19 protein-coding genes and 3 riboswitches are annotated in these 24,409 nt (G+C 67.1%); of the genes, 6 read left to right on the top strand and 13 right to left on the bottom strand.

The window, feature by feature from the left end; translation table 11 throughout:
- Positions 1-45: 45 nt before the first annotated feature.
- Together ON22_RS36355 and ON22_RS19565 are read left to right on the top strand one after the other, a co-directional pair.
- Positions 46-411: a hypothetical protein gene (locus tag ON22_RS36355; protein WP_033243150.1), complete on the top strand. Its 366-nt coding sequence runs from the start codon at positions 46-48 to the stop codon at positions 409-411.
- 40 nt (positions 412-451) lie between these two features.
- The gene (locus tag ON22_RS19565; RefSeq protein WP_033243151.1) at positions 452-742 is read left to right on the top strand and encodes a hypothetical protein; all 291 of its coding nucleotides are present in this window, start codon (positions 452-454) and stop codon (positions 740-742) included.
- Between the two features lie 748 nt (positions 743-1,490).
- Here the strand turns inward: ON22_RS19565 and folP are convergent.
- The 5 genes from folP to metE all read right to left on the bottom strand — a co-directional run bounded on the left by folP (position 1,491) and on the right by metE (position 6,996).
- Positions 1,491-2,279, bottom strand: a complete 789-nt coding sequence (gene folP / locus ON22_RS19570; protein ID WP_033243152.1) for a dihydropteroate synthase — start codon at positions 2,277-2,279, stop codon at positions 1,491-1,493.
- Positions 2,280-2,282: 3 nt separating this feature from the next.
- Complete coding sequence (gene pabB / locus ON22_RS19575) at positions 2,283-3,206, bottom strand: aminodeoxychorismate synthase component I (protein WP_157170421.1); 924 nt, start codon at positions 3,204-3,206, stop codon at positions 2,283-2,285.
- Complete coding sequence (locus ON22_RS37245; protein WP_051157836.1) at positions 3,131-3,523, bottom strand: hypothetical protein; 393 nt, start codon at positions 3,521-3,523, stop codon at positions 3,131-3,133. The genes pabB and ON22_RS37245 overlap by 76 nt, the downstream gene beginning before the upstream one ends.
- 109 nt (positions 3,524-3,632) lie before the next feature.
- Positions 3,633-4,661 (bottom strand): methylenetetrahydrofolate reductase, encoded by a 1,029-nt coding sequence (locus ON22_RS19580; protein WP_081595702.1) that lies wholly within the window; start codon positions 4,659-4,661, stop codon positions 3,633-3,635.
- A 70-nt stretch (positions 4,662-4,731) separates the two neighbouring features.
- Complete coding sequence (metE, locus tag ON22_RS19585) at positions 4,732-6,996, bottom strand: 5-methyltetrahydropteroyltriglutamate--homocysteine S-methyltransferase (protein ID WP_033243153.1); 2,265 nt, start codon at positions 6,994-6,996, stop codon at positions 4,732-4,734.
- Positions 6,997-7,132: 136 nt separating this feature from the next.
- Positions 7,133-7,353: riboswitch (cobalamin riboswitch) on the bottom strand.
- A gap of 275 nt (positions 7,354-7,628) precedes the next feature.
- Positions 7,629-7,832, top strand: a riboswitch (cobalamin riboswitch).
- 15 nt (positions 7,833-7,847) lie between these two features.
- On the opposite strand from metE, the gene ON22_RS19595 reads away from it, so the two are divergent.
- Genes ON22_RS19595 through ON22_RS19610 form a run of 4 tightly spaced genes read left to right on the top strand, consistent with a single transcriptional unit; the run spans position 7,848 to position 12,813 of the window.
- On the top strand, positions 7,848-9,506 hold the full coding sequence (locus ON22_RS19595) for an ABC transporter substrate-binding protein (protein ID WP_157170422.1): 1,659 nt from the start codon (positions 7,848-7,850) through the stop codon (positions 9,504-9,506).
- A 9-nt stretch (positions 9,507-9,515) separates the two neighbouring features.
- A complete protein-coding gene (locus tag ON22_RS19600; protein ID WP_033243156.1) occupies positions 9,516-10,457 on the top strand; it encodes an ABC transporter permease in 942 nt (313 codons plus the stop codon).
- Positions 10,454-11,344, top strand: coding sequence for an ABC transporter permease (locus ON22_RS19605; RefSeq protein WP_033243157.1), 891 nt, complete (start codon positions 10,454-10,456; stop codon positions 11,342-11,344). The genes ON22_RS19600 and ON22_RS19605 overlap by 4 nt, the downstream gene beginning before the upstream one ends.
- Positions 11,341-12,813: an ABC transporter ATP-binding protein gene (locus ON22_RS19610; protein ID WP_051157839.1), complete on the top strand. Its 1,473-nt coding sequence runs from the start codon at positions 11,341-11,343 to the stop codon at positions 12,811-12,813. Before ON22_RS19605 ends, ON22_RS19610 begins: the two co-directional genes overlap by 4 nt.
- Here ON22_RS19610 and ON22_RS19615 read toward each other — a convergent pair.
- The 8 genes from ON22_RS19615 to ON22_RS19650 form a co-directional block, all read right to left on the bottom strand.
- Entirely contained in the window at positions 12,773-13,822 is a 1,050-nt protein-coding gene (locus tag ON22_RS19615; protein WP_156052244.1) for an LLM class flavin-dependent oxidoreductase, read from the bottom strand. The genes ON22_RS19610 and ON22_RS19615 overlap by 41 nt on opposite strands.
- On the bottom strand, positions 13,809-16,037 hold the full coding sequence (locus ON22_RS19620; RefSeq protein WP_051157841.1) for an ABC transporter ATP-binding protein/permease: 2,229 nt from the start codon (positions 16,035-16,037) through the stop codon (positions 13,809-13,811). Before ON22_RS19620 ends, ON22_RS19615 begins: the two co-directional genes overlap by 14 nt.
- On the bottom strand, positions 16,031-17,005 hold the full coding sequence (locus tag ON22_RS19625) for an ABC transporter permease (protein ID WP_033243158.1): 975 nt from the start codon (positions 17,003-17,005) through the stop codon (positions 16,031-16,033). Before ON22_RS19625 ends, ON22_RS19620 begins: the two co-directional genes overlap by 7 nt.
- A 3-nt stretch (positions 17,006-17,008) precedes the next feature.
- A complete protein-coding gene (locus ON22_RS19630) occupies positions 17,009-18,610 on the bottom strand; it encodes an ABC transporter substrate-binding protein (protein WP_033243546.1) in 1,602 nt (533 codons plus the stop codon).
- Positions 18,611-18,626: 16 nt separating this feature from the next.
- Positions 18,627-18,803, bottom strand: a riboswitch (cobalamin riboswitch).
- Between the two features lie 151 nt (positions 18,804-18,954).
- On the bottom strand, positions 18,955-20,121 hold the full coding sequence (locus tag ON22_RS19635; RefSeq protein ID WP_373280881.1) for a bifunctional 2-methylcitrate synthase/citrate synthase: 1,167 nt from the start codon (positions 20,119-20,121) through the stop codon (positions 18,955-18,957).
- Positions 20,118-21,032 (bottom strand): methylisocitrate lyase, encoded by a 915-nt coding sequence (gene prpB / locus ON22_RS19640; RefSeq protein ID WP_033243159.1) that lies wholly within the window; start codon positions 21,030-21,032, stop codon positions 20,118-20,120. The genes ON22_RS19635 and prpB overlap by 4 nt, the downstream gene beginning before the upstream one ends.
- Positions 21,032-22,534: a 2-methylcitrate dehydratase PrpD gene (gene prpD, locus ON22_RS19645; RefSeq protein ID WP_033243160.1), complete on the bottom strand. Its 1,503-nt coding sequence runs from the start codon at positions 22,532-22,534 to the stop codon at positions 21,032-21,034. The genes prpB and prpD overlap by 1 nt, the downstream gene beginning before the upstream one ends.
- A gap of 221 nt (positions 22,535-22,755) precedes the next feature.
- Positions 22,756-24,174 carry a short-chain fatty acyl-CoA regulator family protein gene (locus tag ON22_RS19650; protein ID WP_231508510.1) on the bottom strand — a complete coding sequence of 473 codons (1,419 nt, stop codon included), beginning with the start codon at positions 24,172-24,174 and terminating at the stop codon, positions 22,756-22,758.
- Positions 24,175-24,409: the final 235 nt, after the last annotated feature.

Here is a 24,409-nt window from a genome sequence, read left to right on the forward strand (position 1 = left end):
CCCGAAGTCCGCGCCGCAATACGTGATACCGCACCCTGTTCCGCAGTGACGCACCATGTCCCACAGGGATCCGCCTCGGCGAGGCGCTGGGGACTGCAGCATCGGGACTGGAAACCCGGCACCGGCGATACCGCGCTGATCGAGGTGGTCGAGGTGGTCGAGGTGGTCGAGGTGGTCGAGGTGGTCGAGGTGGTCGAGCGCGATGATCATCCGCATGGTCGGCGCGCCAAGAGCGGCTCTCGCCACATTCACGTCTGCGCCGGGTTGGATTGCCTACATGGCGACTGGGTCTGGGCAGTGTGCGACGCACCCGAGGCACTTCAGGCCGACCCGGACGGATTTGCTCGACTCGGCGATCAGGTTGGCGGAGCCCCGGCCACACGACGTCCGGCGGTGGGCATGGCACACTGATCCCCGCCACCAGGCCGCCCACAACCACCCGGGACAAGCCATGGAACCCGACCAACCCGCACAGATTCCGACGGAGTACATAACCCGCCAGTCGACCCAAATCATCGCCAACGGACACTCCGATTACCGGACCGACAGCATCAACACACCCGACAGCACCTTCCCTTACCCGTTCCCGCATCGGGACAACCGGATGCTGCAGTACCTGATCCACAAGGCCCAGGAGATGGAAACCGAGGAAGGACAACCGCCCTATCTCTGGCTGGCTGTACACGCCTGGTATGAAGGCGCACTACAGACACTGGCGGACCTACCCGACCTGCCACAATGACTCCCGGTCCCGGACATACACCCGGATCAGGTCACACTATTTCACTGGCAGGACGACGGCAGAACCATCGTCAACACCCTTTCGGGACCAAACCGGGGGGTAAACGGGGGTTTGGTCAAAATAAAACAGGTCAGGCCCGGCACTAAACCGGGCCTGAGCTGGGGTTTTAAGTGGAGCTAAGGGGACTCGAACCCCTGACCCCCACGAAGAGGTTCATGAGACTCATCGGCCGGGCACGCTATCGACGTTCGGCACCGACCCCCACGACCGCCCCCTGCGATGGCAACGCAGACGGGCACACCAGCACGCTGCGATCCAGGCGATTACGTTCAGCCACAACGGAAATCCAGCGTCCAGCGAGAAACTGCCGTCGGAACCCCATCGCACGGCCCCGGGTCGAACCACCCCGAAGCTACCGCCACAACGAACACTCGACCCTCATGACCGGTCGTCAGAACGTCAAGTCGACCGGTAGACCACGCAGCCTGCTGGCTGGCTACGCTCAAGACGACGCACGAGCCCCCTAGCAGGCCCCTGACCAGGGAAGAAGCTACACGACCGACGATGTACCTCCGGTTCCGCGATCATCGCTCTCCTCCGGTAGACGTCTGGCGCCAACGTCGCATCGACGACGAAAGCGCGGGGTAACCGCGGGGCTTGCTCAAGTCTGCGCCCACGTAGCGCCGCCAAACGATACGCGAGTTACTCAGCCCCGGCGCCGCGACCACGGTCGACGCAGCCGGCGAGATCACCGGCGCGAGAGGGCGGGTGTGTCGACCGCTTCGGCGATCAGTATCGCCTGTCGGGTGGGTGCGACGTCGTGTGTCCGGATGACGGCTGCGCCGCGGGCGACGGCGGCCACAGCGACGGCGAGTGAACCGGCCAGGCGTTGGCCGGGGTCGGTGATTCCGAGGACCTCGCCGATGAAAGATTTGCGGCTGGCGCCGACGAGCACCGGATATCCGGTCCCGGCGAGCACATCGATAGCCTCGACGAGTGCCAGGTTGTGGGCCGTGGTCTTGCCGAATCCGAGGCCGGGATCGATGAAGACTTCTGGCACTCCCAGACGCTCGGCGGTCTCGGCGTAGTAGAGCAGTTGGTGGGTGACTTCGGCCACGACGTCTTCGTAGTGCGGTGCGACCTGCATAGTCTCCGGGGTACCGCGCATGTGCATCGCGACCCACCCGACCCCGAGGCCGGCGGCGACCGGCGCCAGCGATGCGGAGATGTCGTTGATCAGCCGGGCGCCGGCGTGGACGGCGGCGCGCGCGACCTGCGCGTGGCGGGTATCGATGGAAACGAGGCAGTCCCGCGACAGGGCCTCCACGACTGCGCAGACGCGCTCGCATTCGACCTCGGCGGGAACTTCGACGGCGCCCGGCCGGGTCGATTCGCCACCGATATCGTTGATGTCGGCCCCTTCGGCGAGCATCTGGTGTCCGTGCCGGATGGCCTCGCGGGGGTGGGCGTATCGGCCGCCGTCGTAGAAGGAGTCGGGGGTGAGATTGAGGACCCCCATGATGCGTGTTCGAGCCATCGGTCAACCGGCTTCCTGTGTGGAGTAGGTGTCTTCGTCGGCGCCGTGCACCGGCAGAGGCCGTTCGATACTGTTGAGCCCCTCCAGGATTCGCGCCTTGGTCAGCGCCTCGGCGAATTCGCCGCTCGGGGTCGAGTCCCAGGTGACCCCGCCCCCCACGCCATAGCGGGCCAGGCCGGTGGCGCGGTGGTGGACGAGGGTGCGGATCGCGACGCTGAACGTCGCGTCGATACCGCCGTCACCGGTGGGCGCGATCATGCCGATGGCTCCGCAGTACAGCCCTCGCGGTGTGGCCTCCAGTTCGCCGATGATCTCCATGCTGCGGTACTTCGGCGCGCCGGTGACCGATCCGCACGGGAACAACGCGGTGAAGACACTGTCGAGACCGGTCCGGTCGGGTACCTCGGCGGCGATGTGCGACGTCAGCTGCCACACCGTCTCATAGGGCTCGGCATCGAACAGCGACAGCACGCGGATGTCGCGGGCACCCGGGATTCTGGCCAGGTCGTTGCGGAGCAGGTCGACGATCATGAGGTTCTCGGCACGGTCCTTCGCGCTCGCCGACAGTTGTGCTCGCAGGGCCGCGTCTTCGAGAGAATCGCGCCCGCGCCGGGCCGTGCCTTTCATCGGCCGGGTGGTCACCCGGCCTTCGGCCCAGTGGAAGAACAACTCCGGGCCGGCGCTGAGGACCACATGCTCGCCGGTATCGATATAGGCACCATAGGAACAGGTCTGCGCGGCGAGCAGGTCCGCATACACAGCGGTGAGATCACCGGAGATCGCGGCATCGAGCCTGGTGGTCAGGTTGGCCTGGTAGATCTCGCCCGCCGCGATGCGCTCACGGATCGTGTTCACGGCCCCCTGGTAGCGCTCGACGGAATCGGCCAAGCGCCAGTCGCCGACACGGTACGACCCGCGTCCGGCCACGTCGAGCGGTGCATCGTGTGAGCAACGTGATCCGGTGGTACCGCGGCAAACCAGCACAGCGGCATCGAGCCCGCCCCGGTGTGGGCCCGGACATGCAGCGCGGGGTCGAATGCGGGAGCCGCCTCGTAGGACACGAATCCGTACACCCAGTTACCGCGGCGAGCCAGTTCCTCCGCGCGGGCCAGCGCGGATTTCACATCGTCGAGTGTCCGCGCGCTGATCACGGCACCCAGATCCCGGAAAACCGTGCTCCGACCGCGCCGGCGATCGTCGAAACGCGCGACACCGAACGTCGATCGTCCGGAGACATCAGCCACAGGGGTGTTCCTCACCTTGTCCGAGCCGTAGGCCGTCGCTCGGCCATCGTGGTTTCCGCAGTCGAGTAGCCCGGATCCGGGTCGACTGCAACAGCGCTCACAATGTCCGCTACATACCGACGGCAGCCGACTGAGAGCGCGTCACCGGCCCAGGCGCGGCTGTCACTTCGTAGCCGAGATCGGTGAGCACCTGTGTGGTGGCCTTGGCGAAATTGAGGGTGATGAAATGCAGACACGGCGCACCCTCGTCGATGAGCCGTTGCGCCATCTCGGTGGCGATCTCGATACCTGCCGCGCGGACCGCCTCGCGGTTCTCCTGCGGGCCGTCCCCCGCGGCCTTGCGCAGCCGATCCAGCACCGCGGCCGGCAACTCCCGCCCGGACAGCTCCACCGCCCGGCGCACGGTGCGCAGTGAGGTGATCGGCATCAGTTCGGGGATGATCGGTTTCGCGCCCTCGATCGGATCGTGCGCGCAGATGCGGTCGCGCAACCGCAGATAGTGCTCGATATCGAAGAACATCTGGGTGATCGAATAGTCGGCTCCGGCGCGGAGTTTCGCGGCCAGGAAGGCGGTGTCGGTCTCCAGATCCGCGGACCGGTGATGGCCTTGCGGGAAGGACGCGACACCGACATCGAAATCGCCGAGATCGCGCACGACCCGAACCAGTTCCTCGGCATAGGTGACACCGGCCGGATGCTTGTGCCAGTCCCCGAGCGGGTCGCCCGGCGGATCTCCGCGCAGGACGAGAATGTTGCGGATGCCGCAGTCGGCGTAGGTACCGACAAGCGCGCGCAGTTCGGCCAGACTGTGCCCGACCGCAGTCAGATGCGCTATCGGCAGCAGGGTGGTCTGCCGGGCCAGCTGCCCGGTGATGCGAGCGGTGCGGTCCTTGGTGGAACCACCCGCACCGTAGGTCATCGATACGAACGCGGGATGCATACGCTCGAACTGCCGGACGGTGCGCCACAACCGGGCCTCACCGTCGGCGTCTCGGGGCGGGTTGAACTCCACGGAGAACGGAACCCGCGTCGTGGAGTGGGTGCGCAGGCTCTCGACCACCGATCGAGCTGCGGGCACCGCAGGGACGGTTCGGACGGCATGGCCGATCGGCGTGCGGCCCGCGGAAAAGAAGTGCATGAAGGCCTCGGGCTGGAAGGGAAGCGCCGCGGAACCGGGGCGCCCGCCGGGCGGGCTCCCCGGTCACAGGTCAGCGCAGCGCCTGGGCCGCCGCGACGAGATTGCGCAGCGAGGCGATGACCTCGTCGGTGCGGCGGGTCTTCAGACCGCAGTCCGGGTTGACCCACAGCCGTTCGGCCGGAACGGCTTTCAGTGCGAGCGCGAGCGACTTCTCGATCTCCTCGGTGCCGGGCACGCGCGGCGAGTGGATGTCGTAGACACCGGGGCCCACGCCCAGACCGAACCCGGCCGCGTTGAGGTCGTCGAGCACCTCCATATGCGAGCGCGCCGCCTCGATCGAGGTGACGTCGGCATCCAGACCCGCGATGGCCCCGATGACCTCACCGAACTCCGAGTAGCACAGGTGGGTGTGGATCTGGGTGGCGTCGGCGACGCCGGAGGTCGAGAGCCGGAACGCGTCGACCGCCCAGTCCAGATAGGCCGCCTGGTCGGCCTTGCGCAGCGGCAGCAGCTCGCGCAGCGCGGGCTCGTCGACCTGGATGATGCCGATACCGGCCGCCTCGAGGTCCACCGTCTCGTCCCGGATCGCCAACGCGATCTGGCGAGCGGTATCGGCCGCCGGCTGGTCGTCACGGATGAACGACCACGCCAGGATGGTGACCGGCCCGGTCAGCATGCCCTTGACCGGCCTGCTGGTCAGCGACTGCGCGTAGGTGATCCATTCGACGGTCATGACCTGCGGACGGACCACATCGCCGTAGACGATCGGCGGCCGCACGCACCGAGTGCCGTAGGACTGCACCCAGCCGTTGATCGTCGCGGCGAAGCCGTCGAGCTGCTCGGCGAAGTACTGCACCATATCGTTGCGCTCCGGCTCACCGTGCACCAGCACGTCGAGACCGATCTCCTCCTGCAGCGCGATCACCTCGGCGATCTCGGCACGCATCCGCGTGCCGTATTCGGCCTGGTCGATCTCGCCTCGGCGCAGCTGGGCGCGGGCCACGCGGATGCGGCTCGTCTGCGGGTAGGAGCCGATGGTGGTGGTCGGCAGCAGCGGCAGGTTCAGCCGCTGCTGCTGCAGCACGCGACGTTCGTCGGCCGGGGTGCGGCGCACTGCGTCAGCGGCCGGTCCGGCCAGGCGCCCACGCACCGACTCGATCCGCAGCCGCGGGTCGGCCAAGCGAGCGGCCACGGCCGTGCGAGCGATCTCGAGAGCCTCCGTGACAGCGCCCTCACCCTCGGCGAGAGCGGTGGCCAGCACACGGATTTCGGAGATCTTCTCCGCACCGAACGCCAGCCAGCTGCGTAGCCGCTGGTCCAGATCGGTCTCGGGCGCGAGACTGTAGGGCACGTGCAGCAGCGAGCACGAGCTCGACACAGCGACCGGCACCCCGGCATCACGCAGCCCGGTCAACTGTGGCAGCGCGCGATCGGGGTCGACCCGCCAGATGTTGTGACCGTCGACGACACCCGCCACGATCAGCTTGTCCGTGATCGACTGCACCACAGCCACATCCGAATCACCACCGGCGACGAGGTCGACGGCGATGCCCTCGATTCCGGTCTCCGCCAGCACCGGTAGCGCCACCCCCAGCCGGCCGAAGTAAGCGGCCACCAGAATGGCCGGGCGCGCCGACACCTGCGACAGCCGCTGGTAGGTGGAACGCACGGCCGCCAGCTCGGCCTCGGTCAGATCGGTCACCAGCGACGGCTCATCGATCTGCACCCACTGCGCACCGGCATCGGCGAGCAGGCCGAGCAGCTGCTCATAGAGGGGCAGCAGGTCGGGCAGACGCTCGAGCAGGTCGCTGCCGTCCAGCGACTTGGCCAGCTTCAGGAAGGTGATCGGGCCGACGACGACCGGGCGGGCCGGCACGCCCAGAGCCAGCGCTTCGCGCAGCTCGGCCAGCGGCTTCTCCGGATGCAGGGAGAACGCGGTGTCCGCGGCGAGTTCGGGCACCAGGTAGTGGTAGTTGGTGTCGAACCACTTGGTCATCTCCAGCGGAGTGACCTCGGCGTTGCCACGCGCGGCCGCGAAGTAGCGATCCAGCTCGTCGGCGATCCCCGATACCCGCTCGGGCAACGCTCCGAGCAGCACGGCGGTATCGAGCACCTGGTCGTAGTAGGAGAACGTGCCCACCGGCACCGAATCCAGCCCGGCGTCACGCGCCGCGGTCAGCGCAGTGGTGCGCAGGTCCGCCGCGACAGCGTGCAAGCCCTCGGCATCGAGGCGCCCGGCCCAATAAGACTCGGTAGCGCGTTTGAGCTCCCTGTTGGGGCCGATGCGCGGAAGCCCCAGCACGGTCGCGGAAAAAATAGTGTGCGGGTTCGACATCAATGAACTCCATGGTCGGCAGCAACGACCGCCACCCATCCAGAGCGCACGCTGATGGAGCCCATGAAGCATCGTTCCCGTGCCCGGGTCCACTCGGCGTACCGCCCGATCCACGAGGCGACGGCCACCGGATACGGCGTATCCGGTACAACGGGCAGGTCTTCGGACTCGTGGGCATCGACCTCGAACGGGTCGACCCCGACGCGCGAGGCCCGGGGCTGGTCCTACCGACCGTCGCTTCCCAGGCAAACGCCCAGTGCGGGTGACGGCTGTCGTTCCCACTCACCGCTGCGGGACAGTCCCGGATTTCCACCGGGTTCCCTCTCACTCGACGATGCGAACACCACCGAGCTTCGACGCCATCGGACGGATCAGGGGCTCCTCGACTCCGCCTCCGGCGAACCAGCTGCGCCGACAAATATAGCCAACTCCGATCGGATCGCGAAAGACGATCACCTCACACGGGGTTGGGAGCACTCGACGACCAACCCCGCGGGCCGAATTCCGGAAGGCCCACCGGCAAGGAACTCGGCCTGTTCGGGGCGAGGCAGGCTCGTGGCCGGCGTATCGGGTGGATATGGCGGTCGCCGGTCGGACGCCAGGCTTCCGCACAGTTCTTGTTCGAGTACCGGGAGGCATCCGCGCACGTCGGTGATGCCCATTAGGGGATGCTAAGTTTCTTTTGCAGGGAACACCGGTGCGAATCCGGGGCTGTCCCGCAACTGTCACCGGTTAGCGAACCTTCATCCGATGGCCACGACCTTCCTGGGTTGGAAGGCCGGAGGCGAGCGTCGATCCGGGAGCCAGGATACCTGCGCCGCAGTTCAGGATCGAGTTTCACGAGGATGAGGATGCGAGTGTTCACTCGCCGCTCCCGGCATCACGCCGAGCGGCTACGCAGCTATACCCCTACGACTTCGCATCGGCGTCGTCCCGTGCGGATATCCGTTCTGGCCGCCCTGTTCGCGACCACCCTGGCCTTCACCGGCTGTGCGTCCACCGAGACGGCCGAGGACGCGGCCGCCGCGGCGAAGGAGTTGCGCGAATCCGGCGACGGCATACTGACGATCTACAACTCGTACAAGATCGCCGGACTCGATCCCGCCGGGACCGGGACCAACTGGTTGTTCGACTGGGGTGTGGCGGAGAATCTCCTGCAGGTCACCGAGGCCGGGCAGATCGAGCCGTGGCTGGCCCGCGACGTCAGCCGTGACGGCGACCGGCGCTGGGTGGTGACGCTGCGTGAAGGAGTCACCTTCCAAAACGGCAAACCCGTGGACGCGGCGGCCGTGGCGGCGGCGTTGACGCGGCAGATCGCCCGGTCGAAGACGGCACAGGTCTATCTCGATACGGATACCAAGGTCACTGTCGAGGGCGAGCGGGTTGTGCTCACGACACCACAACCGAATGCGATGGTGCCCGCGGCGCTGGCCGCCCGGGACAATTCCCTGCAGATCTACGATGTCGCCGCTGTGGAGGCCACGGGTGGTGATTCGTCGAAGATCGTCGGTGCGGGCGCCTATTCCGGGCCGTACGCGATCACCGAATGGACACCCGACAACCTGGTTCTGCAGCCGTACGCGGGCCATTGGGAGGGCGTACCTCCTTTGAAGGGAGTCACCGTCCGGGTGGTCCCCGATGAACAGGCGCGACTGGCCGGGGTGCGCAGCGGTGAGGCCGATATGGCGTTCTATCCGTCGACGTCGGTACAGCTCGAACTGCAGGGCAACACCGACACTCACGTGCTGTCATCGGATGCGGCATTACAGTCGCTGCTGGTCGAGATGAACCTGAAGGCGGGCGTATTCACCGATACCGCTGTCCGCAAGGCATTCACCACCGCGATCGACTACGAAGGTATCGCCGCCGACGTCGGCAACGGGCAGTTCGAGGCGGCGGCGGGTTTGTACCCGCGGCAGATGTCGTTCGCCGAGGCCAACCAGGTGCACGACCCGGACCTGGCGAACCGGCTGCTCGACGAGGCCGGTTGGGTGAAGGGTCCGGACGGTATCCGCACCAAGGACGGTCGCAGGCTCGTGGTCCGGTTCGTCACTCAGGCGCAGGGCCCGGAGACCAGCGATGTCGCGATCGCGATCCAGGATCAGGTGGCGCAGGCCGGGTTCGAGTTGCGGATCGACAATGCCGAGGATTCGGCGGAGGTGAAGAAGGATCCGGCGGGCTGGGAGGCGTCGGTGGCGCTGAGCGGTTCGCTGTCCGGTACGGCCGATCCGATCCAGCCGTTCCTGGTGCGCTGGACCACCGGTGGCTCGTCGAATGCCCAGGGCATCGCCAACCCGGAAATCGATGCCATCGGCAAGGAGCTACGCAGCGAATTCGACAGCGGCGACCGCGACCGGCTGCTCCGCCGCGCCCAGCAGATCCTGGTGGCCGAGGAAGCGTATGTGGTCGCGGGGACGTTCAAGTACTTCACGGTGGTGACCGGGCCGGAGTGGGCCGACTACACCGTGTCGAATGTCCGGCGGCACATCACCAGCCGGACCGGTCGCTAGCAGTCCGGGGTGCGTGCTCTCGTTCTCGGCCGCCGCCGGGTGGTCGAGGCCGTGATCACCCTGTTCGGCGCCAGTGTGCTCATCTGGATGTTGATGCCGCTGGCGCCGGGCGACCCGACCCGGATGATCCTTGTCGCCCAGGGTGTCCCGGAACCCACCCCGGAGCAGATCGGCGAGCTGACCCGGGAACTCCATCTGGATCGCGCACTGCCCGCTCAGTACACGCACTGGTTGTGGGGTGTGGTGCGCGGCGATTTCGGTCTGTCGTTCGCCTCGGGTCGGCCCGTCGCCGATGAATTGGCCGAACGGTTGCCTGCCACCCTCATGCTCGGTTCGGTATCTCTGGTGCTGGCAGTGCTTTTCGCCGTAGTGCTGGGCGTGGTTGCGGCGCAGTTCCCCGGACGGTGGCCCGACCACGGCACACGCGGCGTCGCGCTGCTGTTCGCCTCGGTTCCGGGGTTCGTGGTGGCGCTGCTGCTGATCCAGGTGTTCGTCGTGGGTTTCGGGCTGGGCAAGGCCGCCTTGGACGGATCGTGGCAGCAGGTGTGGATGCCCGCGATCTGCCTCGCCGCCGGGATGGCCGATACCTGGTCGCGACTGCTGCGGGCCGAGCTGTTGGCGTTCCTGGAGACCCCTGCCGCGCAGGTACTGCGCGCCCGCGGGGCCACCCGCTGGCGCATTCTCTGGCGTCACGGCTTGCCCAACAGCGCTGTCCCTTCGCTGCACGCGCTCGCAGTCGGTGTCGCGGTGCTCCTCGGAGGGGCCACGGTGGTGGAAACGGTACTCACCTGGCCCGGAATCGGTTCGTTCGTGGTCGAATCGGTGAAAAGCCGGGATCTGCCGGTGATCCAGGCGTTCACGGTGTTCGCTGCCGCGACGTATGTCTTGACCAGCGTCGCCGCCGACGTGCTGTCCTCGGTGATCGACCGTCGGATCACGGTGACAGCATGACCGGATCTCACCGACTCGATGCCGTCGCGGCGCGTGACACCACCACTGGCCGATCACGTCGTGTCCGGCTACGGGTCAGCGCACTCCCGCGCACGGTACAGGCCGGTGTCCTGCTTCTCGTTCTCGTGATACTCATCGCTGCGGTCGGCCCGCTGATCGCCGAGTATCCCCCGAATGAACCCCACTACGCGGACAAACTACTCGCACCCGGGTCCGAGTATTGGCTCGGAACCGATCAATACGGCCGCGACCAGTTCTCCCGGGTGGTCCATGGATTGCGCCTGTCATTGCTGTCGGCGCTGCTGGTGCTGGTGGGTTCGGCGACCGTCAGCCTGCTCGTCGGCGTCGGGTGCGGGATCTACGGGGGCCGTGCGGATCGGATCGTTACGCGGTTGATCGATATCGTGCTCGCCATCCCGGGGCTGGTTTTGGCGCTTGCCGTGGTCGGCCTTTTCGGACCGGGCTATGTCAATCTCTTAGTCGCGCTGATCGTTTCGAACTGGGCGGCGGATGCCCGGATCGCGCGGGGACTGACGTTGGCGGCACGGAATCAGCCGTATGTGGTCGCGGCACGGATCGCCGGATCGACCAGGTCCGCGATCGCGGTACGTCATCTGCTACCCGCGGTATTTCCGCCGTTCCTCATCGTCACCACCCTGCGGCTCGGCGGCATCGTGGTCGCGCTGGCCGGACTGTCGTTTCTCGGACTCGGCGTGCGGATGCCCGAAGCCGAACTCGGAGCCATGCTCGGCGACGCCCGCCGCTTCCTCACCGTCGCACCGTGGCTGCTGGTCAGTCCGGCGGTGGCGATTCTGGCACTGGCGGCGTCGGCCAATCTCATCGCCGAAGGGCTGCGCAGCCGGGCACCGGACGAGATTCCCACATGAGCGAGCCGGACAAGCCAGCGCACCGTGAACTCAGCGTGGAAGGAGCACAGCACAGTCACACCGAGCTCCTGCCCATTGCCGACCCGATTGTCGAAGTCAGTGGGCTGACCGTGCACTACGGCGATCATCGAATCCTGCGCGATATCTCGTTCAGAGTTCATCGCGGCGAGACCGTGGCGATCGTCGGTCCCAGCGGCTGCGGTAAGACGACAATCCTGCGCGCGGTCCTCGGCATGCTGGACGATTCCGCGCGGGTCAGCGGCTCCCTCCGGATCGGTGGGGAGGAGATGTCCGGACGTCCCGAACGCGATTTCCGCGCCGTGCGCGGCACCGTTCTCGGCTACGTCGGCCAAGACCCATACGGCGCGATGGACCCGCTGATGAGCGTGGCGACGAATATCGCCCAGGGCTGGCGGATCACCGGGCGCAAGCCACCACACCACCGGATCGTCGAGGACACGGCCGCTCTCGGGCTCACAGCGCCCGCCCGTCTGCGTGAACGACCGTTCGCCTGGTCCGGCGGTATGTTGCAGCGCGCGGCGATCGTGACCGGCCGAGCCCTGGATCCGGTCCTGGTGCTGGCCGACGAGCCGACGAGCGCACTCGACGATGTCAACGCCCACCGAGTGCTGGCGGCACTCACCCGGCCGGGCGCGACACTGCTGATCGTCAGTCATGACCGGGAACTGGTCGCTCAGTATGCCGATCGCGTCTACTCGGCCGAGAACGGGACGCTTCGCGAGACGACGCCGATCCCGCCGCCCGACGCGGAAGCGATCGCGGCTCGCGAACCGAAACCTATCCCGGCACCGCCGCTGATATCGGCCGAGGGGCTGACCAAACGCTATGCGTCAGGGGGCGGTCTCCCCCCGACGGATATCCAGGTCCGTCCCGGTGAAATCGTCGGTATCGCCGGAGCTTCCGGATCAGGTAAGAGCACATTGCTCCGTGTGCTTGCCGGCGCCGAACAGCCCAGTGAGGGAACGCTGCGCTGGAACGGGGCCCCTGGGGCGCCACCGGCCGGGCAGGCCGGTCTGATTTTCCAGGACGCGGTCGGCAGTCTCGCCCCTCGCCGGCCGCTGTACCGGAGCCTCACCGAACCGCTGCTCCCCCGCCTCCGCGATCGTCTGCCCCGGGCCGAATCGCTCGCGATCACCCGCGCCGCGCTCGACCGGGTGGGCCTCGGCGATATCGACCCCACTACCCGGCCCGGCCGGCTCTCCGGTGGGCAGGCACAGCGGGTTGCGATCGCGCGAGCGCTGGTCGCGGATGTGCGACTGCTACTCGCGGACGAACCGACCGCGGCTCTCGACGACGCCACCGCGCAACGGATCCTGGATCTGCTTCGTGATATGGCCGACGAAGGGCGCGCCGTGGTGGTGGTTTCGCATTCCCGACGCGCCCTTCGTCGGATCGCGGACAACATCATCACCCTCGGCGAGGATCCGCGGACCCCCACCCTGGGATGACCTGTTCGGCGAACGCTTTCACACTGCGCCGGATATCGGCCGGCGCAGGCGCTGCCGGCTGCACATTGCACAGGAACTCCGTCGCCGCGGGAACCACCGGGTCGGCGGCGATCATCTCTGCGATCTGCGGGCCGGTGCCCAGGTAGCAGTGACCGGTGCGAACGTAATCGTCCGCGGTGAAATCCGCAGGGAACCTTCCCGCGGAAATCGAGGCCGCAACCCAGCGTTCGATACCCAGCCGCATGGCGGCAAACGCGTCGCGCTCGCTTTCCGCGCACAACACGGACCGGGAGACACCGACGCGTGGTGCCCGGCCGTGCCGTCGCTGCGCCGCGAGGTAACCGTCGACTCGGCGCGCGGCGATCTCGTCGCGCGGCCCCCGCGCCGAGGAGGTGCGGCCGGTGAGCACACCCAGATTCAGGTCCGCGGCCAAAGCGAACCCCTGTTCGGAGGAGGTGCCGATCCACAGCCGGTCCCGAAGTCCGGGTGCGTTCGGTACGAGGTCGCTTCCTGCCGAGAGCAGTTCGCGTAGCTGATGCAGGGTGTCGGCGAACTGTTCGTGCCGGCGGAGGTGGTCGCGTCCGAAGCGGTGCGACGTCTGCTCGTCCGCCCCGGCACCCAGGCCGAGTTCGAGCCGTCCGCCGCTGAGTGCGTCGACGGTAGCGGCGTCCTCGGCCAGCCGGATCGGGTCCTCGAGCGAGCCGACAACCACGGCGGTGCCCAGCCGGATGCGCGTCGTCCGCTGCGCGATCGCGGCGAGAAGGACCAGCGGCGACGGGCAGTGCCCGCGTTGCGCCCCGAAATGATGCTGAGCGACCCAGAAGGAGTCGTAGCCCGTCTCTTCGGCGACCGTCGCGAGTTCGATGGTGTCGCGCAGTATCCCGGCCGAATCGCCGTCGCCGACGATATGGGAGATCAACCCGAACCGCATACTGCCGCCCGGCGGGGGCCGATACCGCGGCTCGCCGGAAGCCATCGCCACCGCCGGGCCGGTATCAATCGGCCGCACGCGCACTCACCTCCCGCACTGCTGGATCCGGATGGTCCAGATCCAGGACAGCATCGGCCAACTGGTCCAGCACTGTGCTCTGATGACTGATGACCAGCAGCGCGGGTCCGCTGCGGCGTAGCCGGTCGAGCAGGTCGATCACTGTCTGCTGGGACTTCGCGTCGAGGGAAGCGGTGATCTCGTCACAGATCAGGATTTCCGGGGCGGCGGCCAGGGCACGGGCCAGAGCTACCCGTTGCTGTTGGCCGCCGGAGAGTTCTCCGGGGCGGCGGGTGGCCAGATCCGGGTCCAGGCCGACCTCGGTCAGCAGGCGAGACACCTCGAGGTCGGCTGTGGTGGTATCCATTCCGCGTAGCAGGGTCAGTGGCCGGCGGATCTGGGTGCCGATTCGGTGGGCCGGGTTCAGCGCGGTGGCCGGGTTCTGCGGGATCAATTGCAGTGCGCGACGGTGCGGTGTCGTGCGTTCATCGGTACTGGGCGGCAGGACTGTCCCGTCCAACCGGATGGTGCCGCTTGCCGCCGGGTGCAGGCCGGTCAATGCCCGGGCCACGGTGGTTTTACCCGCTCCGGAAACCCCGGTGAGCGCGAGGCAGGAGCCGGGTGCCAGATCGAAGGAGATGCTGTCGACGACGTTGCGTGAGCGATACGCGACCGTCAGCGCTTCCACCTGCAGAATCGGCTCTCGGCCGGAGCACTGTGGTTTCCGCACCGTGACCGCCGCCGCTCGGCTGTCGGAGTCACTTATCGGCCGGTAGGAAACCACGCGGCCGGCGTCCAATTCGAGCACATCATCGACGAGCGGTGTGATGCCGGGGAGATCGTGGGTGATGATCACGAATGAGGTGGCCGCATCCCGGCGTACCGCGCCCAGCATCTCGACGAGATCGACACGGGCCCGCAGGTCGAGTCCGGTCGTGGGCTCGTCGAGGACGACCACTGCGGGGTCGCCGATCATGGCCATGGCCAACAGGACCCGCTGCTGCTGTCCCCCGGACAACTCGTGCGGAAACCGGCGACGGAACGCACGGTCGCCGGGCAGGCCCACCCGGCGCAGAGCGGCCGTCACATCGTCGCCGGTCCGTTCGAGTCCGCTCGCCCGGATGATCTCGGCGATCGAGGTGCCGATCCGCAGCGCCGGGTTGAGTCCGGCCGCCGGATCCTGCGGTACGAATCCGACCGCCCGGCGGAGCCGCCCGCTCCGGCCGATGGTGACTGTGCCCGAGGCCGACAGTCCCGGCGGCAGCGCGCCGAGCACGGCCGAGACGAAGGTCGTCTTCCCGGCACCGGACGGCCCGATGACCGCCAGCCCTGCGCCCGGGGCCAGCCGCACGGAAACATCCTCGAGCAGCACACGTCCGGCGTCGGTCCGGACGGTGAGCCGTTCGGCCCGCAATCCTTCGCCGGTATCCGGTTGCGGTGCCGCCGTGCTGTTGCGGCGGCGGGGCGGTGCGATCACCCGGTCGCTGAGCATATTGATCGAGACCACCAGAACCATGATCAGCAACGCCGGGGCGAGCACAGACCACGGTTGCATACCGAATCCGGGACGGTTCTCGGTGATCATCAGTGCCCAGTCGGGTGCCGGTGGGCGCAAACCGAGTCCGAGGAATCCACCGACCGCCACGATCGAGATAACCCCCGACAACCGCACCCCGGCATCAGCGAGCACCACACCCCGCAGATTGGGCAGGATCTCGATTACGGCGATCCGCCACAGCGGTTCACCCCGGGCCCGGGCCGATTCTACATAGCCCGCACCGGCGATATCGTGCACCGCGGTGCGGATGATCCGCGCGATCCACGGCGCGGCAGCCAAGGAGGACGTCAGCAGTACCGCCGCCGCTCCCGGGCCGAGCGCGGTGGCCGTCACCGCCAGCACCAGGAACCACGGAATGACCACGATCGCGTCCACCGGCCGCATGATCCACGGATCCACCCGTGACCGCAGACCGGCCAGCAGACCTAGTGTCAGCCCCAGCGCATAGGCTATCACCAGCGACAGCGCCGAGATACTGACCAGCGACCAACCGCCATGCAGCAGACGGGACAGCACATCTCGGCCCACGACATCGGTGCCGAGTAGATGCCCCGGGCCGGGCGGCCGGTACGGTGCCGCGACCGAGGCCGTGGGCGAATACGGGGCGACGAAGGGCCCGAGCGCGACCACACTCAGAATCCCCGTGAGGACAAGCGCCCAACCGGTTTTCTTCACCATCGCCCCGCCCCCACCAGTGTCCGGGCGCGCGGGCTGATCAGCAGGGCGAGCAGGTCCGCGAGCAGGTAGACGACGATCCCGAATGCCGCCAGCAGTACGGCGGCGGACTGGACGAACGGGTAATCGCGCGCCGCGATCGCGATCAACAGTTCCTTGGATACGCCGGGAAAGGAGAAGAGGGTTTCCACGACCGCGATACCGCCGATCAGGCCCACCACCGACCCGGCGAGCGGATGGATGGAGGCGGATACGGCATTGGGCGCGATATGCCGCCACGCCAACCGGAATCCGCCGACGCCGTTGAGTCGTGCGGTGCGGATGTATTCGGTCGCGGTAACCTCGGCGGTCTGCGCGCGGACGATCCGCACAGGGTGCGGTGACAGGCCCGCCAGCAGACAGATCACGGGCAGCACCAGTACTTCGGGCCGCTCCCACACGCTGGTGCCGGTGGGAACCAGCGAAACCGCGGGCAGCAGCCGTAGCGACAGCGCGGTGATCGCCACCAGCAGGACCCCGGTGATGAACGGCGGCACCGATTCGACGGCCAGCGCACCGGCGCTGAGCACCCGGTCCGTCCGCGACCCCGGCCGGGCGCCGGCCAGCAGTCCCAGCCCCAGCGCCAGCGGGATCAGCAGCACGATCGTGAGCAGTGCCAGCGCAGCGCTGTTGGACAATCGGTCGAACAGCACCTCGGCGACCGGACGACCGGAGATCAGCGAATCACCGAGATCACCGCGTAGGAAACCGGCGAGCCACTCGAAGAACCGGACCGGCGCCGGTCGATCCAGGCCCAGTTCGGCGCGCAGCGCCGCCAACTGTTCCGGTGACGGATCGCCGGCGCCGCGCCGCGACAGCACCACCACCGCCGCATCGGAATCCAGCAGTTCGAACAGACCGAAGACCAGCACCGTGACCACGGCCAGCACACCTGCCCCGCCAGCTGCGCGGCCGACGAAATACCGCAGCACGCGTCAGCCCTGCGCAGTGATCCAGGTGGTGGCGTAGTTCGCCCAGTCGTCGGTACCCGGAACCCCGGCGCGCATCCCGCCGACGGTATTACGGGCGGCGTCGGGGCGTTTGGCGAAGCTGTGCAGGATGAGCCCGCCTTCCCGCCACAGCTCGTCCTGGAGTTCGAAATACAGTTCGCGGCGCCGCTCGGGGTTCATGGCGGCCCGGGCCTGGGCGAATTTCGCGTCCCACGCGGGTCGCCGCCACGCAGTGCTGTTGCTCGGTGAGGTACTGGTACCGGTCTGGCCGTAGAAATAGTCCAGGCTGTAGTTCCACCACCCCACATGCGTGAGCGCGCGTTTACCGGAGACCTGGGAGAAGTAGGTATCGGCGGGGGCGGATTCGAGCCGGACGGTGATGCCCGCGGCCTTCGCCTGTTCGGCGTAGAGGGTGGCCGATTCCACCATGCCCGGCATACCGTCGGCGGTGACCAAGGTGACCTCGAGGTTTTCCTTGCCCGCGGCCCGCAGCAGTTCCCGGGCACGCTGCGGGTCGTAGCTGCGCTGTGGGAGGGTGTCGTTGTAGTACGGCGCGCCCTTGCCGTAGAGATCGTTGCCGACCTCGCCGTACCCGTAGTAGACGGCATCGACCATCGCCTGCCGGTCCACGGCCAGCCGCATCGCCTGTCGGACCCGCACATCGTCGAACGGCGCCAGATCGGTGCGCATCTGGAAACACCCCATCAGGCCCTCGGGCGGTACATACACTGTCGCGGCGGGGTCGTTCTCCAGATTCCGGGCCTGCAGATAGCTCATCTCGTGCACAACATCGCCCTCACCGGAGAGGAAGGCGTTCATCCGGGCCTCGGTTTCGGCGATCTGGATGATCTCCACCTCGTCCAGCGGGGCCGGTCCGTCCCAGTGGCGGTCGTTGCGGCGCAGTAGCGTGCGGTCGCCAGGAGACCAGGCGGCCAGCGCGAACGGCCCGGTCCCCACCGGCAGAGTGCGCTGGTCGAACACTGTGGTGCCGTCCTTGACGACGTAGCAGTACCACCCCGCGAGCACCGACCCGAAATCCGCGATCGGTGTCTTCATCGCGACCAGCACGTCGAGCTCGCCGTCCGCCTCGGTCCGTGCCATATCGACCATCGCCAGGTCACCGGCCGAAGCCCGCGCCGGGTCGAGCATCCGCTCGAAGCTCCACAACACATCGCGGGAGGTCAGCGGAGTGCCGTCACTGAACACCACCCCCGGCCGCAAGCTGATCCGCCACACGCTGCCGTCGGCGTTCGGTTCCAGTGCCCGGGCCAGGCGGTATCTCAGGGTGAGGTCGTTGTTGTAGGCGACCAGCTTGTCCCAGACGTTCTTCGATACCGCACCGCCGGCCGAGCTGCCCGCCTCATGCGGGTCCAGCACATCGGAGGTCGCGGACCGCCCCGCGATCAACGACCGCAGCCGTCCGCCCGGTTGTGGTGGGCCGGACGGTGGCCCGGAGGGCCCGCCCGCTGTGCCGCAGGCCGTGAGCAGTGGCACGCCGCCCAGAGCGGTCAGGCCGAGCAGGCCCGCGCCGGTTGCCAGCAGTCGTCGGCGGCCGAGCACTGCCCGACCAGTTGTGGAGTTGTTCATCGCCATCCTCGTGGGTGTCACCCGATACCGTGGCGCAGGTGTCCTGGCTCCCGGATCGACGCATCCCCGCCGGCCTTCCGACCCGGGTAGGTCGTGGCCACTGAATGGCGGATCGCTCCTCGGTGACAGTTGCGGGACAGCCCCGGATTCGCACCGGTGTTCCCTGCACCACGCAGGACGTTACCGGGAACGCGCGTCCTGCGGCGGACCCGGCACCGCCCGCGCCTTGTCGCCGGTCAGCCCGAGACCTCATCGGATTCGGGCGGGGCATGTCGCCGCGCCGGGAACGGAATCGACGGTCGGCACTCGGGGTGCGAGCCGTCGATGAGCGGGATATCGCAGCGTCAAGCCACGACCGGGCGCTGCGGTACGCCGACGTATTCGCTCAGCGGCCGGATCAGCGCGTTCGCCTGACCCTGTTCGATGATGTGGGCCGTCCAGCCGGTGATCCGGCTCATCACGAAGATCGGCGTGAATACTTCGATATCGAAACCGAGCAGGTAATAGGCCGGCCCCGTAGGGAAATCTAGATTCGGTTTGATCCCGGTGGCATCGTCCATCGTTTTTTCCAGGATCTCGTACATCTGCACCCACTTCTGCCCGTCGGTGACAGCGGCGAGCTCCAGGAAGGCCTGCTTCATGGTGGGGACCCGGGAATCACCTTTCTTGTAGACCCGGTGGCCGAAACCCATCACCTTTTCCTTGGCGGCAAGCTTGTTGCGCAGCCACTGTTCAGCCAGGCCCGGATCGCCGATCTCGAGCATATGATGCATCACGGCTTCGTTGGCGCCACCGTGCAGCGGACCCTTGAGTGCCCCGATGGCGGCGGTGACGGCGCTGTAGATATCCGACAGTGTCGAGGTGACCACCCGTGCCGCGAAGGTCGAGGCATTGAAGCTGTGTTCGGCATAGAGGATCAGCGAAACCTCGAATGCCTTCACCAGCTCCGGCGCCGGCACCTTGCCGAAGCACATGTTCAGGAAATTCTCCGCATAGCCCATATGGGAATGCGGGGCGATCGGGTCCAGACCGCGGCGCCTGCGGTGATCGGCCGCGACAATGGTCGGCAGTACGGCGAACATCCGCAGTGCCTTGGCGCGATTCGCCTTGACCGAGTTGTCGTCCTCGGTAGCGTCTTCCGCACCCAGATAGCTGATCGCGGTACGCACCACATCCATCGGGTGACAGGTATCGGGCATCTTCGCCACCAGCGACAACAGCGACCGGTCGACCCGTCGCGACGCCCGCTCCTGCTGCTGGAACCGTTCGAGTTCAGCGTCGGTGGGCAGTTCGCCATACCACAACAGATAGCCGACCTGTTCGAAACTACACCTGGCAGCCAGATCCTGGACAGCGTAACCACGGTAGGTCAGCGAATTGGTCTCCGGCACCACCTTCGAAATCGAAGTGGTATCGACGACGACGCCTGCCAAACCTTTGTAGATGGTCGGGATCTCGGACGACCGATCAGCACCCTTCGCCGGATCGCTCACCACAGCCGGATTCGTCACTGGTTCCTCCCCAGACTGAAATTGAATATATCCGAATCGAATTCGTTGTAGCGCTCGTACTGCAGCAGCTCATAGAGGCGGCTGCGGTGCTGCATCCGGTCCAGCAGACCAGATTGCGTTCCCTCCGCGTGAATTTCACGCAGCCCCGCTTCCGCGGCATGCATGGCCAGGCGAAGCGTCGACACCGGGTAGATGATCGCGTTGTAGCCGATTTTTTCCAGCGTCGCGGCCGAAAGCAGTTCGGATTTCCCGAATTCGGTCATATTCGCCAGCAGTGGTGTGGAGACCGCGGCACGGAATTTCTCGAAGTCATCCGCGGTGTGCAGCGCTTCGGTGAAAATGAGATCCGCGCCCGCCTCGGCATAGGCTCTGGCTCGATCGATGGCCGCATCGATACCTTCGATACCCGCCGCGTCGGTCCGCGCGCAGATCACGAAGTTCGGATCGCGGCGGGCCGATACCACCGCCCGCAACCGGCGGACCATCTCGTCGGCCGGCACCACAGCTTTACCGTCGAGGTGACCACACCGCTTGGGGTTGACCTGATCTTCGAGGTGACAACCGGCGATCCCGGCATCCTCTAGCACCGTCACCGTACGTGCGGCGCTCATCGGCTCACCGAATCCGGTGTCGGCATCGATCAGCACCGGCAGATCGGTGACGCGGGCGATCTGGTGCCCGCGGCCGGCGACCTCCATCAGGGTGGTCAGGCCGATATCGGGCAGCCCGAGATCGGCGGAGAGCACGGCGCCGGAGACGTAGACACCTTCGAAACCGATCTCCTGGATCAGTTTCGCAACCAGCGGATTGAACGCGCCGGGCAACCGTTGGATGCGCCCGGATTCGAGGCCGGCGCGGAAGGCCGCGCGTTTATCGGCGGCCGAGGTGGAGGCAGCGAGTAGGCCTGTCATCAGAAGAGTCCCTTCGGGGAACGGGGCGCGCGGGCGAGCACATCCGGCGAGACGGTGAAGGTGAGCTCCGACAACTCACCCGCGGACAGCTCGCCCGCGCGCTGGACCACCTCGAGGAAGCGGTCCTGCCCGGCGGGCTCGACGACTCCCTCGGCGAGGGTGCGGAACTTGGCGATGTACTGATCGCGGGCGAAGGGACGGGCGCCCAGCGGGTGCGCATCGGCAATGGCGAGTTCGTCCACGATCACCTCACCGCTCTTCAGAGTGACCTCGGCGCGGGCGCCGAACGCCTTCTCCGCCGGGTCGGTCGAGTGGTAGCGGCGGGTCCACTCCGGATCCTCGGCGGTGGAGATCTTGCGCCACAGCTCCACGGTGTCCGGACGCTGCGCGCGCTCCGGAGCGTAGGAGTGCTCGTGATGCCAGGTACCGTCCTGCAAGGCAACGGCGAAGATGTAGGGCACCGAGTGGTCCAGGGTTTCGCGGGAGGCCGTGGGGTCGAACTTCTGCGGATCGTTCGAGCCGGTGCCGATGACCGCATGAGTGTGGTGGCTGGTGTGCAGCACGATCGAGGCGATCTGATCCAGATCACCGATCCGGTCGCGCAGCCGCCGAGCCAGGTCGATCGGCGCCTGGCTCTGGTATTCGGCCGAATGCTCCTTGGTGTAGGTGTCGAGAATCGCCCGCTTGGCCTCACCTGGCCCGGGCAGCGGCACCGAGTACTCCGCCTTCGGACCACCCAGTAGCCAGGCGATCACCCCGTCCTCGCCCTCCCAGATCGGCGACGGGGCGCCCTCCCCGCGCAGGGCCCGGTCCACCGCTTCGACGGCCATCTTCCCGGCGAACGCGGGAGCGTAGGCCTTCCAGCTCGAGATCTCGCCCTTGCGGGACTGCCGGGTCGCGGTGGTGGTGTGCAGAGCCTGACCGACGGCCTGGTAGATGGTCTCAGTGTCCAGGCCCAGCAGGGTGCCGATACCGGCGGCCGCGGACGGCCCGAGATGAGCAACATGGTCGATCTTGTGTTCGTGCAGGCAGATGGACCGGACCAGATCGACCTGGATTTCGTAGCCGGTGGCCAGACCGCGGATCAGCTCGCGACCGCTGCGACCGGCGTGCTGGGCCACCGCCAGAATCGACGGGATGTTATCGCCCGGATGCGAATATTCGGCGGCCAGAAAGGTGTCGTGGAAATCCAGTTCACGCACGGCGACACCGTTGGCCCACGCCGCCCATTCCGGAGAGTACCGACCGTCCACACCGAATACCGTCGCGCCGGGACTGTACGGATGCGCGAGAGCTTGAGCGCGCGCATTGGCCACCGGGCGCCGCGTCACCGACGCCGCCGCAACCGCCGCGTTGTCGATGATCCGGTTGACGATCATCTCCTCGGTCTCCGGGGCCACCTCCACCGGATCCGTCGCGACCTCCGAGATCCGCCATGCCAGATGCTGCTCGCGGGGGAAATGCTCCGCGGAACGATGGGTACGGACGAGATGATTCTTCACAGTCTCCGGCCTCCAGGGATCGACGCAATTCGCTTCGATTCGCACGCTACTGACCCGACCGAGCTGCGGGAATCCGTCGCAAATGCGTATTTTGCGGAGCCTGACCTGCAAAGTTGTGGAGTTTGCGAAAACACGGAAGACCGATGGAAGCCGCAGGACTCGGCGCAACACAAGGCGGGGAGACGGTTCGGACCCGCCCGACAACCCCGATGCGAGCAGCTTCAGCCCTCGACGGCTGCCGGCGCGTACGGGGTGGTCGCCGGCCGGTTCTCGTCGGCGGCGAGCGGCCGACCGATCTGCGGAAACGCCCGTTGCGGACAGGCCGCGCGTTCGCATACCCGGCAGCCGGCTCCGATCGGAACAGCAGCGGACGCATCGTGCAGGGGAAGCCCCCGGGAGTAGACCAGTTTATCGGCGTAGGCGAGATCACATCCGAGCCCGACCGCGAAATCTCGCGAGGGCGCCAGATAGCCCGGGCTGCTCTCGCCTGTTGTCCGCGCCAGCCACAGATAGGTTCGCCCGTCCGGCATCTCCGCGATCTGTGTGCGGATCCGGCCCGGCGTCGCGAACGCATCGTGAACCACCCACAGCGGGCAACTTCCCCCGGCACGCGAGAAATGAAAGGCGGTAGCGGACTGCCGTTTGGAGATATTGCCCGCTCGATCGGTGCGGACGAAGAAGAACGGCACACCACGCTGCCCACGCCGCTGCAAGGTCGACAACCGATGGCATACGGTTTCGAAGCCGACCTCGAACTGCGCAGCGAGCAGATCGATGTCGTAACGCAACGACTCGGCCGCCGCCAGAAACCGACCGTAGGGCAAGATCAACGCGCCGGCAAAGTAATTGGCCAGCCCGATCCGCAACAACCGGCGCGATTCCGCCGGCAGTGCAGCGGTCTCGGCAAGCAGATCCTCGATCACCCCGGGCTGAGTGAGGAACGCCAACTGCGTGGCCAATTGGAACGCGCGCTGCCCGGCGTTCAGCCGACGCGCGAGGGTGAGCGTGCGCTTCTCCGGATCGTAGAAGCGCTTGGGTCCGGGCCGGACCGGGTCTTCCGAACGAATCAAGACCTGCACATCGTGTTCTTCGTGCAGCAGGCGGGCCAGCTGCAGATCCAGTCCACCGAGCGTGAAACCACTGCGGGCGAACAGGGTCTCGGCGGCGGCGTCCAAAGCCGGGATGTGATTGCGGCGGTCATAGAAGAAATCGCGAACATCCTCGTAGGGCATCGCCGCCCGCGGATCGGCCACCGGCGATTCCAGCCCGGCGGTCAGCTGCTCGAACTGGGCATTGGCGATACGCAACCGGCGATGCTGACTGATGAGCAACCGCACCGCCGCCGGCGCCCGCGAGAGCAGATCGTCGAGTTCGCTGCTGCTCACCGCACCGGCTTCCGGATCCTCGGCGAATGCCTCCTGCAGATCCGCCAGCAACCGCGCATCGGTTTCCGGCGCGAAGAAACCCACTTCCAAATCGAAGGACGAGGTCAACCGCATCAACACCGGCACCGTCAGCGGTCGCTGATCGTTCTCCAGCTGATTGACATAACTCAGCGATAACCCGAGCGCCTTGGCCAGCCCGGACTGAGACAATCCCCGCTGCTCACGCAACACCCGCAACCGGGCACCCGCATACATCTTCTCCACCAGCCGACCTCCGTCCCACACCATTCGAGCCGGGAATCGACCACACAGACCGAGCAGGCTGTGATCGCGCCCAATACGACAGACCGTGGTCACTGCTGCGACCATTACCGAACCCAGCCCACCAGCGCGTCGGGCGAGCGGTCGGATATCGACCGACCGAGCGGCGAGACCGTGCCGGTCGCGTGCGGTAACCACCGCCCGGTGGCCCCGGGAACCCCGAAAGTGA

The organism is Nocardia carnea NBRC 14403 (assembly GCF_000308515.1).
GTDB classification, from domain to species: Bacteria; Actinomycetota; Actinomycetes; order Mycobacteriales; family Mycobacteriaceae; genus Nocardia; species Nocardia carnea.

Bases quoted from the DNA above. Each gene is read 5' to 3' on its own strand.
- ON22_RS19565 (WP_033243151.1), top strand. From the start codon at position 452: ATGGAACCCGACCAACCCGCACAGATTCCGACGGAGTACATAACCCGC.
- folP (WP_033243152.1), bottom strand. From the start codon at position 2,279: ATGGCTCGAACACGCATCATGGGGGTCCTCAATCTCACCCCCGACTCC.
- ON22_RS19580 (WP_081595702.1), bottom strand. From the start codon at position 4,661: ATGCACTTCTTTTCCGCGGGCCGCACGCCGATCGGCCATGCCGTCCGA.
- metE (WP_033243153.1), bottom strand. From the start codon at position 6,996: ATGTCGAACCCGCACACTATTTTTTCCGCGACCGTGCTGGGGCTTCCG.
- ON22_RS19595 (WP_157170422.1), top strand. From the start codon at position 7,848: ATGCGAGTGTTCACTCGCCGCTCCCGGCATCACGCCGAGCGGCTACGC.
- ON22_RS19605 (WP_033243157.1), top strand. From the start codon at position 10,454: ATGACCGGATCTCACCGACTCGATGCCGTCGCGGCGCGTGACACCACC.
- ON22_RS19610 (WP_051157839.1), top strand. From the start codon at position 11,341: ATGAGCGAGCCGGACAAGCCAGCGCACCGTGAACTCAGCGTGGAAGGA.
- ON22_RS19620 (WP_051157841.1), bottom strand. From the start codon at position 16,037: ATGGTGAAGAAAACCGGTTGGGCGCTTGTCCTCACGGGGATTCTGAGT.
- ON22_RS19630 (WP_033243546.1), bottom strand. From the start codon at position 18,610: ATGAACAACTCCACAACTGGTCGGGCAGTGCTCGGCCGCCGACGACTG.
- prpB (WP_033243159.1), bottom strand. From the start codon at position 21,032: ATGACAGGCCTACTCGCTGCCTCCACCTCGGCCGCCGATAAACGCGCG.
- ON22_RS19650 (WP_231508510.1), bottom strand. From the start codon at position 24,174: ATGTATGCGGGTGCCCGGTTGCGGGTGTTGCGTGAGCAGCGGGGATTG.